The organism is Dyadobacter sp. SG02 (assembly GCF_900109045.1).
GTDB lineage: Bacteria > Bacteroidota > Bacteroidia > Cytophagales > Spirosomataceae > Dyadobacter.
The window spans coordinates 282,734-296,956 of record NZ_FNYL01000006.1 but is presented as its reverse complement, the minus strand read 5'-3'; the positions used below and the strand labels follow the sequence as shown (position 1 = coordinate 296,956).

11 protein-coding genes are annotated in these 14,223 nt (G+C 50.3%); 9 read left to right on the top strand and 2 right to left on the bottom strand.

From position 1 onward, the window contains the following. The first annotated feature begins 169 nt into the window (after window positions 1-169). The 4 genes from BMW93_RS16535 (at window position 170) to BMW93_RS16520 (ending at window position 4,269) form a co-directional block, all read left to right on the top strand. Window positions 170-769: a gluconate 2-dehydrogenase subunit 3 family protein gene (locus BMW93_RS16535; RefSeq protein ID WP_090378351.1), complete on the top strand. Its 600-nt coding sequence runs from the start codon at window positions 170-172 to the stop codon at window positions 767-769. Between the two features lie 63 nt (window positions 770-832). After that, complete coding sequence (locus BMW93_RS16530) at window positions 833-2,551, top strand: GMC oxidoreductase (protein WP_090378349.1); 1,719 nt, start codon at window positions 833-835, stop codon at window positions 2,549-2,551. Window positions 2,552-2,644: 93 nt separating this feature from the next. Then, a complete protein-coding gene (locus BMW93_RS16525; protein ID WP_409013102.1) occupies window positions 2,645-3,835 on the top strand; it encodes an acyltransferase family protein in 1,191 nt (396 codons plus the stop codon). Window positions 3,836-3,879: 44 nt separating this feature from the next. Then, the gene (locus tag BMW93_RS16520; protein WP_090378346.1) at window positions 3,880-4,269 is read left to right on the top strand and encodes a VOC family protein; all 390 of its coding nucleotides are present in this window, start codon (window positions 3,880-3,882) and stop codon (window positions 4,267-4,269) included. 9 nt (window positions 4,270-4,278) lie between these two features. On the opposite strand, the gene BMW93_RS16515 is transcribed toward BMW93_RS16520, so the two are convergent. Beyond that, window positions 4,279-4,761, bottom strand: coding sequence for a hypothetical protein (locus tag BMW93_RS16515; protein WP_090378343.1), 483 nt, complete (start codon window positions 4,759-4,761; stop codon window positions 4,279-4,281). A gap of 348 nt (window positions 4,762-5,109) precedes the next feature. On the opposite strand from BMW93_RS16515, the gene BMW93_RS16510 reads away from it, so the two are divergent. From BMW93_RS16510 to BMW93_RS16495, 4 genes are all read left to right on the top strand, one after another. After that, window positions 5,110-7,401, top strand: a complete 2,292-nt coding sequence (locus BMW93_RS16510) for a peptidylprolyl isomerase (RefSeq protein ID WP_090378340.1) — start codon at window positions 5,110-5,112, stop codon at window positions 7,399-7,401. A 94-nt stretch (window positions 7,402-7,495) separates the two neighbouring features. Further along, the gene (locus BMW93_RS16505) at window positions 7,496-8,869 is read left to right on the top strand and encodes a peptidylprolyl isomerase (RefSeq protein ID WP_090378337.1); all 1,374 of its coding nucleotides are present in this window, start codon (window positions 7,496-7,498) and stop codon (window positions 8,867-8,869) included. A gap of 56 nt (window positions 8,870-8,925) precedes the next feature. Continuing rightward, entirely contained in the window at window positions 8,926-9,888 is a 963-nt protein-coding gene (locus BMW93_RS16500; RefSeq protein WP_090378334.1) for a MoxR family ATPase, read from the top strand. A 109-nt stretch (window positions 9,889-9,997) separates the two neighbouring features. Continuing rightward, entirely contained in the window at window positions 9,998-11,593 is a 1,596-nt protein-coding gene (locus BMW93_RS16495) for an aldehyde dehydrogenase (NADP(+)) (RefSeq protein WP_090378878.1), read from the top strand. On the opposite strand, the gene truA is transcribed toward BMW93_RS16495, so the two are convergent. Then, window positions 11,586-12,332, bottom strand: a complete 747-nt coding sequence (gene truA, locus BMW93_RS16490; protein ID WP_090378331.1) for a tRNA pseudouridine(38-40) synthase TruA — start codon at window positions 12,330-12,332, stop codon at window positions 11,586-11,588. The genes BMW93_RS16495 and truA overlap by 8 nt on opposite strands. Window positions 12,333-12,436: 104 nt before the next feature. Here truA and BMW93_RS16485 point away from each other — a divergent pair, with 104 nt between their 5' ends. After that, the gene (locus tag BMW93_RS16485; protein ID WP_090378329.1) at window positions 12,437-14,107 is read left to right on the top strand and encodes a glutamine--tRNA ligase/YqeY domain fusion protein; all 1,671 of its coding nucleotides are present in this window, start codon (window positions 12,437-12,439) and stop codon (window positions 14,105-14,107) included. The last annotated feature ends 116 nt before the right edge of the window (window positions 14,108-14,223 follow it).

Sequence of the window (14,223 nt, the reverse complement as noted above, 5' to 3'; positions counted from 1 at the left end):
TCCCTCCGAGTACCCTCTGAAATAGCTCTATACCGCCCAGACGCCTATATAGAATCATTCTAACCAACTAACGAGTCAGAATATTTCCTAAATTAGCAGGCTGTTCAAAATTGCATTTATCAAATGCAGAATTTCACTTTGGATTGTTAACCTATATTAAGTATATCAGATGAAAAGACGTGATGCCCTTGGTCGTGTGGCACTATTAATGGGTGGCACACTCTCCGCGCCCACCATGCTGGCTTTTCTGGAAGGCTGCAAGTCTTCTACGGAAACTGCCTCGGCAATGACCTTTCCGTTCTCCGCTGACCGCAAGACACTTGTTTCGGAAGTGGCCGAAATTATCATTCCAAAAACTGACACTCCCGGTGCGAAAGATGCGAAAGTGGGTGAGTTTATTGAAATGATGCTCAAAGACTGCTATGCGGCGAAAGACCAGGAAAGCTTTAATAAGGGTTTGGCAGAGTTGGAGAAGAAGGATTTTCTGAAAGCAAAACCCGAGGAACAAACCAAGATCCTGAAAGAAATGGAAGCCGACGCCAAAGATGAGCTCGCGAAGGCAAGTGATGAAAAGAAAAAATATACCGAAGCAGGTAAGGAATACACCGACGCCGGTGTGCCGTTCTTCCGCCTGATGAAGGAATTGACGCTTCTGGGCTATTTCACTTCCGAGCCGGGTGCTACCCAGGCGCTGGAATACGTGGCCGTTCCCGGTCGTTACGACGGCTGCATCGACCTGAAACCAGGCCAGAAAAACTGGGCGATGTAATCCCCGAATATTCAAATAAGGGGCCATGAAGGCCTATTTTAAAATTTTTGAAGCAAATTCATCATGAATCTGAACATAAAAGCAACAAAACAAGCCACTTACGACGCGATTGTGGTGGGTTCGGGCATCAGCGGCGGATGGGCCGCTAAGGAACTGACCGAAAAGGGTTTGAAAGTACTTATGCTCGAAAGAGGCCGGGACATCAAACACATTGTCGATTATAAAACCGCCACCCTCGCACCCTGGGAGCTCGAACACCGCGGACGGGTTACCACCGTGGCGAAAGAAGAATATTGGGCAGGCATGCGCACAGGCTACACCGCCAACGAAGAGCACCGTTACCTCTTCGAAAACGATAAAGAAAATCCTTACCTGGAAACCCGCAAGTTCGACTGGATCCGCGCTTACCACGTGGGAGGCCGCTCGCTGCTTTGGGGACGCCAGAGCTACCGACTGAACCCTGTTGACTTCGAAGCGAATGGCAAGGAAGGTATCGGTGTCGACTGGCCTATCCGCTATGCCGACATTGCTCCATGGTACGACTACGTAGAGAAATTCGCGGGTATCAGCGGCGCGAAAGACGGCCTGGACGTACTTCCCGACGGGCATTACCTGCCTCCAATGCAGATGAACTGCGTGGAAAAACACGTAAAAGGCGAGGTAGAAAAAAAATTCGCTGGCCGTCACATCATCATGGGCCGCGCGGCGCACCTTACGCAGCCGCAGGCATTCCACACCGAGCTCGGTCGCGCAGCGTGCCAGTTCCGTAACATGTGTATGCGCGGATGCCCATATGGAGGCTATTTCAGTACTCAGGCGGCTACATTGCCTGCGGCACAGAAAACCGGCAACCTTACACTCGTTACCGATTCAATTGTTTCTGAAGTAATATTCGATGATAAATTAAACAAAGCGACCGGTGTCCGCGTGATCAACCAGAATACCCTTGAAACGAAGGAGTATTTTGCCAAAATCATTTTTATGAATGCGTCGGCGATTGCTTCTGCATCGATCCTGATGAACTCGAAATCGAAACGCTTCCCTAATGGATTGGGTAACGATAGCGACCAACTGGGACGTAACATTATGGACCACCACCTGGCAGTAGGTGCAAGAGGCGATGTTGATGGTTTCGAAGACAAGTACTACTTCGGACGCCGTGCTAACGGTATCTACATTCCGCGTTACCGCAACTGGGGCAATGACAAACGCGACTACGTGCGCGGATTCGGTTACCAGGGTGGTGCGAGCCGCGAAAGCTGGGGCCGTGGCGTAGGGACCGACGGTTTCGGTGCCGACTTCAAAAAAGAAATCTCGCAACCAGGCGGATGGACGATGAATATCGGTGGTTTCGGTGAAATGATCCCTGACGAGAAAAACCGCTTCACCCTGCACGCTACCGAGAAAGACAAATGGGGCTTGCCTGTTGTCGTATTCGATGCCGCTTATGGTGAAAACGAGAAGAAAATGCGCCAGGATATGATGAACGACGCTGCCGAAATGCTCGAAGCGGCCGGTCTGAAAAACGTGACGCCTTACAACGACGAATCGAAACACCCGGGTATCGGTATCCACGAAATGGGTACGGCACGTATGGGTAACGATCCTAAAACGTCCGTTCTGAACAAGCACAACCAGATTTGGGGTGCAGAAAACGTATATGTTACCGATGGAGCCTTCATGACCTCGGCATCCTGCGTGAACCCGTCGCTGACCTACATGGCGATGACCGCGCGTGCAGCCGACCATGCCGTGAAGGAGCTTAAAAAGATGAATGTATAACGGATCCTGATCCGCATTACCATAAAAACCTCGCAGGTAAATCCTGTGAGGTTTTTTCTTTTGGGATGTAACCGTTCCCTAAACCACCTTATTTTGAAAGAAACCACTACCCTGCCGCCTCAACGTGTTTCGTCTGTCGACGCCTACCGTGGATTTGTCATGTTCCTGATGATGGCCGAAGTGCTGCGGCTCAGCAGAGTGGCCGAAGCATTTCCCGAGAGCGCATTCTGGGCGTTTCTGGATTTTCACCAAAGTCATGTTCCGTGGATAGGGTGCTCGCTGCACGACCTGATTCAACCTTCATTTTCATTCCTCGTCGGGGTGGCGCTGCCCTATTCGATGGCTAGCCGCGCGAGCCGCAACGAATCGGTTTCGGTGATGTGGATGCACACGATCCGGCGCTCTCTGATTTTGATATTCCTTGGCATTTTTCTGCGTTCGATGCATTCGGAGCAGACGAATTTTACATTTGAAGATACATTGACACAAATAGGACTCGGTTACCCGATCCTGTTTGCATTGGGATTTGCATCCGAAAAGATTCAATGGGGTGCATTAGCGGTTATTTTGATAGGGTATGCAGCCATTTTTGCCGCATATCCGCTTCCCGGCCCTGGTTTCGACTGGTCGCAAACCGGTACCACGGCCGATTGGGAGCATAATCTCAAAGGTTTCGCCGCACATTGGAACAAAAATACCAATGCCGCCTGGGCATTCGACCGGTGGTTCCTGAATCTCTTCCCGCGCGAGAAGCCTTTCGAATACAATGGGGGCGGTTACAGCACATTGAGTTTTATACCAACATTAGGAACCATGCTACTGGGCCTGATCGCCGGCAAATGGCTGAAATCTGCGACATCGTCATCACTGTTGTTGAAGCGATTTCTGATCGCAGCGGCGGTGCTGCTGGTACTTGCGTTGGCATTCCATTTCACCGGCCTCAATCCGATCGTGAAACGCATCTGGACGCCTGCGTGGACACTTTTCAGCGGCGGCTGCGCATTTCTGCTACTTTCCGCATTCTATTTTGTGGTGGATGTGAAAGGTTTAAAACCCTGGTTCTTCCCGCTGATCGTGATCGGTACCAATTCGATTGCAGCCTATGTGATCGCCGATGGATTCGGCAGTTTCATCCGCGGGTCGTTCAAAATCCATTTGGGACAGCATTATGATTCCATTTTTGGGGATGGCTACGCCTCGCTCGTGAGCGGCGCGTTGATCCTGCTCACCGAATGGCTTATCCTGCGGTGGATGTACAAAAAGAAGATTTTTATCAAGATCTGAGTGGCGCCCCTATCTTTGAGGTTATTCTCAACTATTTTTTCAAAATGCTGAAATTACAAGCCGTACACCATATCGCGATCATTTGCTCCGACTATCCGAAGTCGAAACAGTTTTATACCGAAATTTTGGGATTCCATATTGATCGGGAAGTTTTCCGCGAAGCGCGCGATTCCTACAAGCTCGATCTTTCACTGAACGGCCAGTATATTATCGAGTTGTTTTCTTTCCCCTCGCCACCCGCACGCGTATCGCGCCCGGAAGCTTGCGGACTCAGACACATTGCATTCCAGGTAACTGATGTAGAAGAAGCAATCGCTGATTTGAATGCAAAAGGTATTTTCCCCGAACCTGTCCGGATCGATGAATTTACAGGCAAGAAATTCACTTTCTTTGCCGATCCCGACGACCTACCAATTGAATTATACGAAATTTAATGAATACGATCAGGCCGCTGCCGTAAGCCCATAGCTGCGCTGGCTGCCTGATTCCAACTTGCACAACATTTCGTAGAACTCCGAAGTGCGGGTAAGATGCTCGTCCATCAGGCGTTGTGCCTCGGGCTCCCTGTCGAGATAATGCCGGAGCGATTTGTAGAGTTGAAGCGTGGCCGCTTCTATTTTTTTCAGGCAAGAAGCCACCTCCTCCTTGCCGTTTGCGGCTTCGAGCAGTTGCAAGGAGGAATGCGACGTGATCTGATTTTGATCCGCCAGCTCCTTATCGTTGAGAAAACATTTGAAATAATCGTACACAGCACGGATTTCCTTCTGAAAAAGTACGGCGCTCACATGTCCCTGACTCAGTACGCGCCTGAATGGCCCCATACCGTCCTTCTTCAATGCTTCCAGATACAGAACCTCCCGTTTCTTCTGCTCATTCCATAACTGCCTGATCATCTGAATGAACTCATTTCCCTTGCTCTCTTCCATATGCTGTAAAGGTTAAAGCGTTGTAGAATAAGTTCCTAAAAAATTGTACCCGAATTGACTGTGAAATACTTATTTAACGGTATTTAAATAGTAATTCCTTTTTAAGTCATAAAAACCAATTGATTAACTTTTTTCAAAAAATCGGGCACAAATTTCAGAGGGTTTTGTGGGAAAATTTTGCCATAACTGTGCGCGGCGAGATGGGGAAATGTGGACGCTGCAAACCACATACCCGCCCGCATTTTTTTGTCCTGACGAGAAAGCGGCTAACTTTGCTGGCTTTACAATATTTGAGCGCTGTCGCGGTTTTTATTGAGCAACTGCGAAAGCCTAATACAATTTCTGAATATGTCCAAAATACAATTCCATATTGGTCTCATTACGATTTCACTTGTCAGCGCGTGTAAAACCGCGGCCCCGCCGAAGCAAACGGTAGCCGAAACGCAGCCGTTGCTCGAAATCGGAAAGGAGCAATTCTCCATTGACGATTACCAGGATTCTTACAATAAAAACAAGTTCGCATCCGACTCAACCCGGGCGTTGACCCCGGAAGAATATCTACCACTTTATACCGATCTGAAAATCAAAGTACTGCAAGCCAAATCGGAAGGAAAAGATACTACGCTCGATTACCGGGAAGAAATTGCTTCCTACCGCGATCAGCTGGCCAAAAATAACCTGGTAGACAAAGAACTGGTCGAAAAACTGACCAACGAAGCTTATAACCGCCTGAAACAGGAAGTACGGGCATCACACATCCTGGTAGGCGTATCCGAAGACGCCTCTCCCGCGGACACGCTCGAAGCCTACCGCGCGGCGATCGCGCTACGCGGACGACTGGAAGAAGGTACCGACTTCGCCGACATGGCCGCGCGCTTTTCCAAAGATCCGGCAGCCAGAACTACCAAAGGCGACCTGGGCTATTTTACGGCTTTTCAGACGCTCTATCCGATTGAGACGGCAGCTTACACATTGCCGGTCGGCAAAATATCACAACCTGTACGCACGAAAGGTGGTTACCATTTGATTAAGGTCAGCGACCGCCGGAACAATCGCGGGATGGTAAGGGTAGCGCATATTATGATCAAGGTCGACACGGCGGGCACAGCGGCCCAGAAAGAATCAGCCAAAGTTCGGATCGACGAGGCTTATGCGCAATTGCAGAATGGTGCCGAATGGAATATGATCGTCGACAAGTATTCCGACGACCGCGAGTCCAGAAAGAACGGCGGGTTACTTCCGATGTTTGGCACGGGTCAGATGGTTCCCGAAATCGAGGAGGCTGCATTTGCATTGACCCGCGTGCAATCCTATTCCAAACCCGTGCTGACGATGTACGGCTGGCACATTATCCGCCTGGTCGAAAAACGCCCGATCGAAACATTGGCTAATATGGCGCCGTCGCTCCGCAAAAAAGTGGTTACCGATTCGCGTGGCAAGATAATCGAGCAGGCTAATGCAAAGCGGCTGCGCGAGAAATATGCCGTACAGGAAGCCGCCGATCAGTGGCAACAGGTCGCGGCATTGGCCGATAGTACTTTAAGAACGGGCAAATGGGATTACCAGCGTGCCGTGTCTGCTGATTGGTCGAATATTACCCTGTTCCGGATCGAGCAGCAGCCTTACGATGCATTGTCGTTCCTGAACTACGTGAAACGCAAGCAAACGCCTCGTCCGAAAGACGCATCGCCGGCCATCGTTTTCCGGCGCTTTTATAACGATTACCTTACCGAATCGCTCGTAGAATATGAAAAAGCGCATTTGGAAGAGACCAATCCCGAGTTCCGCAGCCTCATGAGCGAGATCCGGGAGGGCGTACTGCTTTCGCAAATCATGGAAGAGCAGGTCTGGCAGCGCTCACTGTCCGATTCCACCGGGCAGCGCGGCTTTTACGAAAGAAATAAGGAGCGTTACAACTACCCCGAACGCGCATTTGCAACCATTGTGGTGGCAAAGGACACGCAAACTTTGAACAGCGTGAAAAAAACTTTAGCTACCAGCCCTTACAAGCTCGAAAGAAAATCGAAAGAGCTGCTGTTTCCGGTAAACTCCGCGGAAATAGGCAACCAGCAGCTGGAAGCGCTGAATGACCTATATATTATCATGGAAAAGAATGCGGATTATGTCGTCGAAATCGCCGGGTACCGCTCTGCCGACGAGCCGGAAACCATTTCTTCGACCCGTGCCCGCAATGTTGCGAAATATTTAAATGCACGAAACATCCCGATTCTGCGTATCATAGAAAAAGACTATGGTTCTTTCCGGCAATCGGCCGAACCGGAGCGCAACCGCAGGGTCGCATTTCAGTTTTACAGCCAGTCGAAAAACGATGTGGAGAAGGTTTACAATGCCGATGCACCCGGCGCGGTGACGATCCGGGAAGGCTATTTCCCGAAAACCGATCCGTTGGTGGCCGGTTTCAAATGGCAGGCAGGCGAGCAGACGGTCAATAGCAACGGAAGTTTTGTGTGGGTCCATGTTGCGAAAATCGATCCGCCTCGTCCGAAAACCTTCCCGGAAGCACGCGGAACGGTGATCAACGATTACCAGAAAGAGCTCGAAAAGCAATGGCTGGCGAAGTTGCAGGAGAAATATCCGGTCAAAGTCAATGCACAGGAATTAGAAAAAATTAAGCGTTAGCCGTATTTTAGCATTTATAAATCGAATCTGTTTCATTTTTAGGAGTTTAATTTAATAAAACCCGCAATAATCCAAATCAGCATACAAGGAAAATATGAAAGTAAATAAATGGATCGGGGCTCATTTGATAGCCGCTTTCATGCTGCTGATCAGCGTGATAAGCTACGGACAAGGTCAGCAGGGAGTGAGCCTGGACAAGATCATCGCCAGGGTCGATAATCATTACATCCTGAATTCGGAGCTGGAAGACATGTACAACCAGTACAAGGCCGAAGGACGGCAGGCGCCGGAAAAATGCCAGTTGCTGGAATCCCTGATCATCAACAAAATGCTGCTTGCCAAAGCGGAAATCGACTCTGTAACGGTGGAAGACAAGCAGGTGGACGGCGAGCTGAATGCGAAGATGAATTATATGATCCAGCGCTTCGGTTCGGAGAAAAACATTGTGGAAGCCTACGGCAAAAGCATTGAAAACCTCAAAAACGAGCTTCGCCAGCAAGTGAAGGATCAGAAAATCGTCGAAAAAATGCAGCAGACGATTTCCGGCAATGTAAAAATCACGCCCGCCGAGGTACGCAAATTCTTCAACTCCATCCCGAAAGACAGTTTGCCTTACATTCCTTCCGAAGTGGAAGTTGGCCATATTGTGAAGAAAGGTACAGTAACCCGCGAGCAGAAGGAAAAACTGCGGCAACAGCTGCTCGACCTGAAAGCCCGGGCTGAAAAAGGCGAAGACTTTGCGATGCTCGCGCAGATTTATTCGGAGGATTTGGGTTCTGCCAAAGTCGGCGGTGACCTCGGCTTTGCGAAACGCGGCGCGATGGTACCTGAATTCGAAGGTGCCGCACTCGGCCTCAAACCAGGCGAAATGTCGGGCGTGATCGAGTCACAATTCGGGTTTCACCTGATTAAGCTCCTCGAAACAAGAGGTGCGGAATACCACGCCAGACACATTTTGCTCCGTCCTGACTACAACAAGGGCACAGACATGACCGCGGCTAACCGTGCACTCGACAGCCTCCGCGTGTTGATTAAAACCGATACATTGAAATTCGCGAAAGCGGCATTGGATAACTCTGACGACAAGGAAACTTCCGAATCCGGAGGCCTTATCCAGGACAGAAGCACAGGACAATCGAAACTGACGCTCGACGCTTCCATGGACCCTGCATTGTATTTCGCGATCGATACCATGAAAGTCGGCGATCTGAGCATGCCGGTTTCGTACCGTTTGGAAGATGGAAGCAGCGCAATGCGGATCCTTTGGTACAAAAGCAAATCCGAACCGCATACCGCCAACCTTCACGACGACTACGAGAAAATGGCGCAGATCGTACTCAGCAACAAGCGGAACAACGCGCTGGAAGAGTGGTTTAAAAAGGCGCAAGGCGACGTCTACATCAGCATCGAACCCGAATACAGAAATTGTAAAGTTCTCGGGCTGGCCGCCAATGCCGACGATTTATAGCGGTAAAAAGGCGGTAATCATTGCTTTTAACGAGTGAAAATCTAACCAAACATAACGTGAAGTATTCATCGGACGTAGAAGCTGCCGAAGCTATGAAAGTAGCTTATGATAAAATCCGGAGTGAAATCGGGAATGTGATTATCGGACAGGATGAGGTTGTTAAAAGGTTGCTCACCGCCATTTTTTGCCAGGGGCACTGCCTGCTGGTAGGCGTTCCGGGGCTCGCTAAAACGCTCCTGATCCAGACCATCGCTTCTTCGCTTGACCTGAACTTCAACCGGATCCAGTTTACGCCCGACTTGATGCCTTCCGATATTCTCGGCTCGGAAACGCTCGATCAGAACCGGAATTTTAAATTCATCAAAGGCCCGATCTTCGCGAACATTATCCTTGCCGATGAGATCAACCGGACGCCGCCCAAGACGCAATCTGCGTTGCTGGAAGCGATGCAGGAATATTCGGTAACCATTGCCGGTGCCAAACACCCGCTCGACAGGCCGTTTTTCGTACTCGCTACACAAAACCCCATCGAACAGGAAGGTACCTATCCCCTGCCCGAAGCGCAGCTCGACCGTTTCATGTTCATGATTCAGCTCGATTACCCTTCGTACGCGGAGGAGGTCAATATTGTTAAAAGCACAACCACCGACACCCGCTACGAGGTGAAGAAAGTGATCAGCGCCGAAGAAATCACGGATTTCCAGCACCTCGTGCGCCGCGTGCCTGTGACCGACCATGTGATCGAATATGCCGTGAAACTGGTGCATAAAACACGTCCGAAAGGCAGTTTGGCCATTAAAGATACTAACGACTACCTCGAATGGGGTGCCGGCCCGCGGGCATCGCAGTCGCTCATTCTGGCGGCGAAATGTAATGCATTGCTTTCGGGCAAATATTCGCCGGATATCGAGGATGTACAAGCGGTTGCATTGCCGGTGTTGCGCCATCGCATTATCCGCAATTTCAAGGCCGAAGCCGAAGGCATTTCAGTGGACGACATTATCGGACGCCTGCTTTAAAACCCGGTTTCCTGACCAGTAGAATTCGCTATTTCAACATTATAAGTTTGTGTCGTCCCGAATGGCACAAACTTTTGTTTTTTTAGGCAAATCAATCCACATCATCGCAATGACGACCATTCAAGGTAAAAATTTCATAGGATACGCACTTTCATCGGAAGGCGAAAAGCAGTTCAAAGCATATTCACCGGCGACAGATAGCTACCTCGCAGAGACTTTCCATTGCGCCACCACGGAAGAAGTAAACAAAACAATGGCCCTGGCCGAAAAAGCATTCGATAGCTATGCTCAGGTACCCTGCGCCGAACGCGCCGCTTTCCTCATTGCCATTACGGAAGAAATACTCGCATTGGGCGACCAGCTCCTTGAACGGGCAAACCAGGAAACGGGACTTCCGATCGCCCGCCTGCAAGGCGAACGCGCCCGGACGATCAACCAGCTGACCCAGTTCGCCGAACTCCTGCGCGAAGGCTCCTGGGTGGAAGCTTCCATCGATACCGCCCTACCCGACCGAACGCCGGTACCCAAGCCCGATATCCGCAAGATGCTCGTACCGATCGGGCCGGTGATCGTATTCGGTTCGAGCAACTTTCCGTTCGCTTATTCCGTGGCCGGTGTAGACTCCGCACCGGCATTGGCAGCCGGTAACCCTGTGATCGTGAAAGCACATCCCGCGCACCCGGGCGTGAGCGACCTCACCGCACAGGCGGTCATACGCGCGGCCGAGCGCACGGGTATGCCCGAGGGGACGTTTTCGATGCTGTACGATGACGGATTTGAAGTCGGGACGGCATTGGTGAAACATCCCGCTACAAAGGCGGTCGGATTTACCGGGTCCTATAAAGGAGGGATGGCACTTTTCAAACTGGCGCAGGAGCGTGAGGAACCGATTCCGGTCTTTGCCGAAATGGGCAGCGTGAACCCGATCGTGGTCCTGCCTCAATATTTGAAAAACAATGCCGGGCAGCTGGGCAAAACGCTCGCCGGCTCGGTCAGCCTCGGAGCGGGACAATTTTGTACGAATCCTGGTCTGGTGTTTATCACAAAAAACGAAGGACTGGAAGTGTTTCAAAATGCATACAAGGCCGAAATTTTGAACACCCCTTCCGCCACTATGCTGACGGCGGGTATTTGCAAAAATTATAACAAGTTGCGTGCGGAGGCTTTGGAACAGCCGGAGGTTTCGGCGTTGGCCATTTCGGAAATTCATTCAGAAGGTCAGAACCAGGCGGAAGCATCTATCGCAGTAGTTTCGGGCAAAAATTTCATTGCCAATCCCAAACTGCACGAGGAGATTTTCGGCCCGTTCTCGCTACTCATTGTTTGCGAGGATACCGACGAGTTGAGTGAAGCCGTTGCGCATCTGAAAGGTCAGCTTACCGCCACATTGTTCGCAGAAGAGTCGGAAGTTGCACATTACCCGAAAATCGTGCGGCAACTGGCCAAAATATCCGGCCGGTTTATCCTGAACGGCGTGCCTACCGGCGTGGAAGTATGCCCGTCCATTCACCACGGCGGGCCGTTCCCGGCCACCGCGGATTCCAAATTCACATCCGTAGGAAGGCATTCGATCCTGCGATTTGTGCGGCCGCAATCATTCCAGAACTGGCCGGACGCACTTTTGCCCAATGAATTGAAAAACGGTAACCCGCTGGGTATTTTCAGACTGGTCAACAACGTCCAGTCCAGGGATACGATTAAGTAAAAAGCGACTCAGGGTAACCGACTTCCACCAGAAACAAACCTTCCGCCGGGGCCTGCGCTCCGGCATTTTTTCTGTTGCGGGAAAGGATAATCTGCTCAAAATCCTCCACCGTGGTTTTGCGACGCCCCACTTCCAGCATGGTACCCACCAAAGCGCGCACCATACCTCTCAGAAAGCGGTTTGCCTTTACATGAAACACCAGCATTTCACCCGTTTCCACCCACCGCGATTCGGTAATGGCGCATCGGAAGTTGTTGACATTCGTGTGGATTTTGCTGAAACTTTCAAAATCATTGTGGACGAGCAGTAACGCGGCCGCTTCGTTCATGCGGGCAACATCCAGGTTTCGGCGCATTTGCGTCGCCAAATCCGTTAGAAACGGGTTCTTTTGGTAAGTAATGCGGTATTCGTACTTCCGGTGTGTTGCCGCAAATCTGGAATGCACATCGTCGCCAACCGGGATAATACGTTGAATGGCAATGTCTTTCGGAATCAATGCATTCAGTTTATAAACCAACAAATCGGCATCGGCAACCGCCTCCGGCAAATCAAAATGGGCGAATTGCTGTTCTGCATGTACACCGGCATCGGTGCGGCTACTGCCGGTCATTTCGACGGGCATTCTCAGGACTTTGGCAAAGGCTTCTTCCAGCACCTGCTGGACCCCCAATGCATTGTTCTGTTTCTGCCAGCCATTGTAAGCCGTGCCCCGATAACTGAATTCTAGGAAATAGCGCATTCCGCAAAATTAAGCCAAACCTCCGGATTTACGATTTCGGCGGACCGATTGCGGAATTTGCTGGAAGAAGGTTAACTTTGAAAATTGGAAAATTTCATTTTAGTATGATTACGGAAGAGAAAAAAGAAGAGAAAAGCCTGAATTTTATCGAGGAGATTATTGATGCTGACCTGCAATCAGGAAAATATACCCGAATTATTACACGCTTTCCACCCGAACCCAATGGCTACCTGCACATTGGGCATGCTACGAGCATTTGCCTGAATTTCGGGCTGAGCAAGAAGTTTCCGGGTTATACCAATCTGCGATTTGACGATACCAATCCGGTGACCGAAGACACCGAATACGTTGAAAATATCAAGAATGACATCCGCTGGCTGGGTTTCGAATGGGAGAACGAGAACTACGCTTCCGATTATTTCGAGACCCTTTACGGCTACGCGATCAAACTGATCAATGAAGGCCTGGCGTATGTCGACGATTCTACTTCCGAGGAAATCGCGACGCTGAAAGGTACGCCTACCGAGCCCGGCAAAGACAGTCCCTACCGCAACCGAAGCGTGGAAGAGAATCTTGCACTTTTCGAACAAATGAAAAACGGGGAATTCCCCGACGGCAGCAGGACGCTCCGTGCGAAAATCGATATGGCGCACATCAATATGCTCATGCGCGACCCGATCTTGTACCGCATCAAGCACGCACATCACCACCGTACGGGCAACAAATGGTGCATTTACCCGATGTACGACTTCGCACACGGGCAAAGCGACGCCATCGAGACCGTTACGCACTCGATCTGTACGCTGGAATTTGCTCCGCACCGCGAGCTTTACGACTGGCTGATCGAAAAATTAGGCATTTATACATCACATCAATATGAATTTGCCCGTCGTAACCTCAATTACACCGTTACGAGTAAGCGCAAACTGCTGCAACTGGTGCAGGAAGGCCACGTAAGCGGCTGGGACGATCCACGTATGCCCACAATCAGCGGAATGCGCCGCAGAGGTTACACCGCATTCGCCATCCGCGATTTCTGCGACCGGATCGGCGTTGCGAAACGTGAAAATATGGTGGACATGGGCTTGCTGGAATTCTGCGTTCGGGAGGATCTGAACAAACAGGCATTGCGCCGGATGGTCGTGCTCGATCCGCTGAAAGTGGTAATCACCAACTTCCCGGATGGCGTTACTGAAATGTGCCACAGTGAAAACAACCCTGAGGACATTTCGACCGGCAACCGCGAAATTCCTTTCAGCCGTGAGATTTTCATTGAAAAAGAGGATTTCATGGAAGTACCTTCGAAGAAATATTTCCGCCTCGCGCCGGGTAAAATGGTGCGTTTGAAAGGAGCTTACATTATCCAGTGCGATGATTTTGTGAAGGATGAAAACGGAGAAATCACAGAAGTCCGTTGTACTTATATTGAAAACAGCAAAAGCGGGCAAGACACGACCGGCATTAATGTAAAAGGTACATTGCACTGGGTTTCGGCCGCACATGCTGCTGAAATCGAAGTACGTCTGTATGACCGCCTGTTCTCTGTCGAAGATCCATCGTCCGAAGACGGTGATTTCAAGGACTACCTAAACCCGGACTCGCTGCACGTCATCACCGGCTACGCGGAGCCTGCATTGCTCGAAGCGCAGGAAGGCGAATCGTTCCAGTTCCTGAGAAAAGGCTACTTCGCCAAAGACCCGGATAGCACTGCCGAGAAGCTAATTTTCAACAGAACCTCGACCTTGCGCGATAACTGGGCAAAGGCCGGCAACTAATTCTTTTCTTTTCCCGTCGACTTAAGTCGACGGTGATTGATTGATTGATTGATTGATTGATTGATTGATTATTCTTTTCTTTTTTGAAATCCATTTAATTAGATTGTTTACAAATA

Coding starts and splice junctions, on each gene's coding strand:
- BMW93_RS16505 (WP_090378337.1), top strand. CDS start 7,496: ATGAAAGTAAATAAATGGATCGGGGCTCATTTGATAGCCGCTTTCATG.
- BMW93_RS16535 (WP_090378351.1), top strand. CDS start 170: ATGAAAAGACGTGATGCCCTTGGTCGTGTGGCACTATTAATGGGTGGC.
- BMW93_RS16510 (WP_090378340.1), top strand. CDS start 5,110: ATGTCCAAAATACAATTCCATATTGGTCTCATTACGATTTCACTTGTC.
- BMW93_RS16530 (WP_090378349.1), top strand. CDS start 833: ATGAATCTGAACATAAAAGCAACAAAACAAGCCACTTACGACGCGATT.
- truA (WP_090378331.1), bottom strand. CDS start 12,332: ATGCGCTATTTCCTAGAATTCAGTTATCGGGGCACGGCTTACAATGGC.
- BMW93_RS16515 (WP_090378343.1), bottom strand. CDS start 4,761: ATGGAAGAGAGCAAGGGAAATGAGTTCATTCAGATGATCAGGCAGTTA.
- BMW93_RS16520 (WP_090378346.1), top strand. CDS start 3,880: ATGCTGAAATTACAAGCCGTACACCATATCGCGATCATTTGCTCCGAC.
- BMW93_RS16495 (WP_090378878.1), top strand. CDS start 9,998: ATGACGACCATTCAAGGTAAAAATTTCATAGGATACGCACTTTCATCG.
- BMW93_RS16485 (WP_090378329.1), top strand. CDS start 12,437: ATGATTACGGAAGAGAAAAAAGAAGAGAAAAGCCTGAATTTTATCGAG.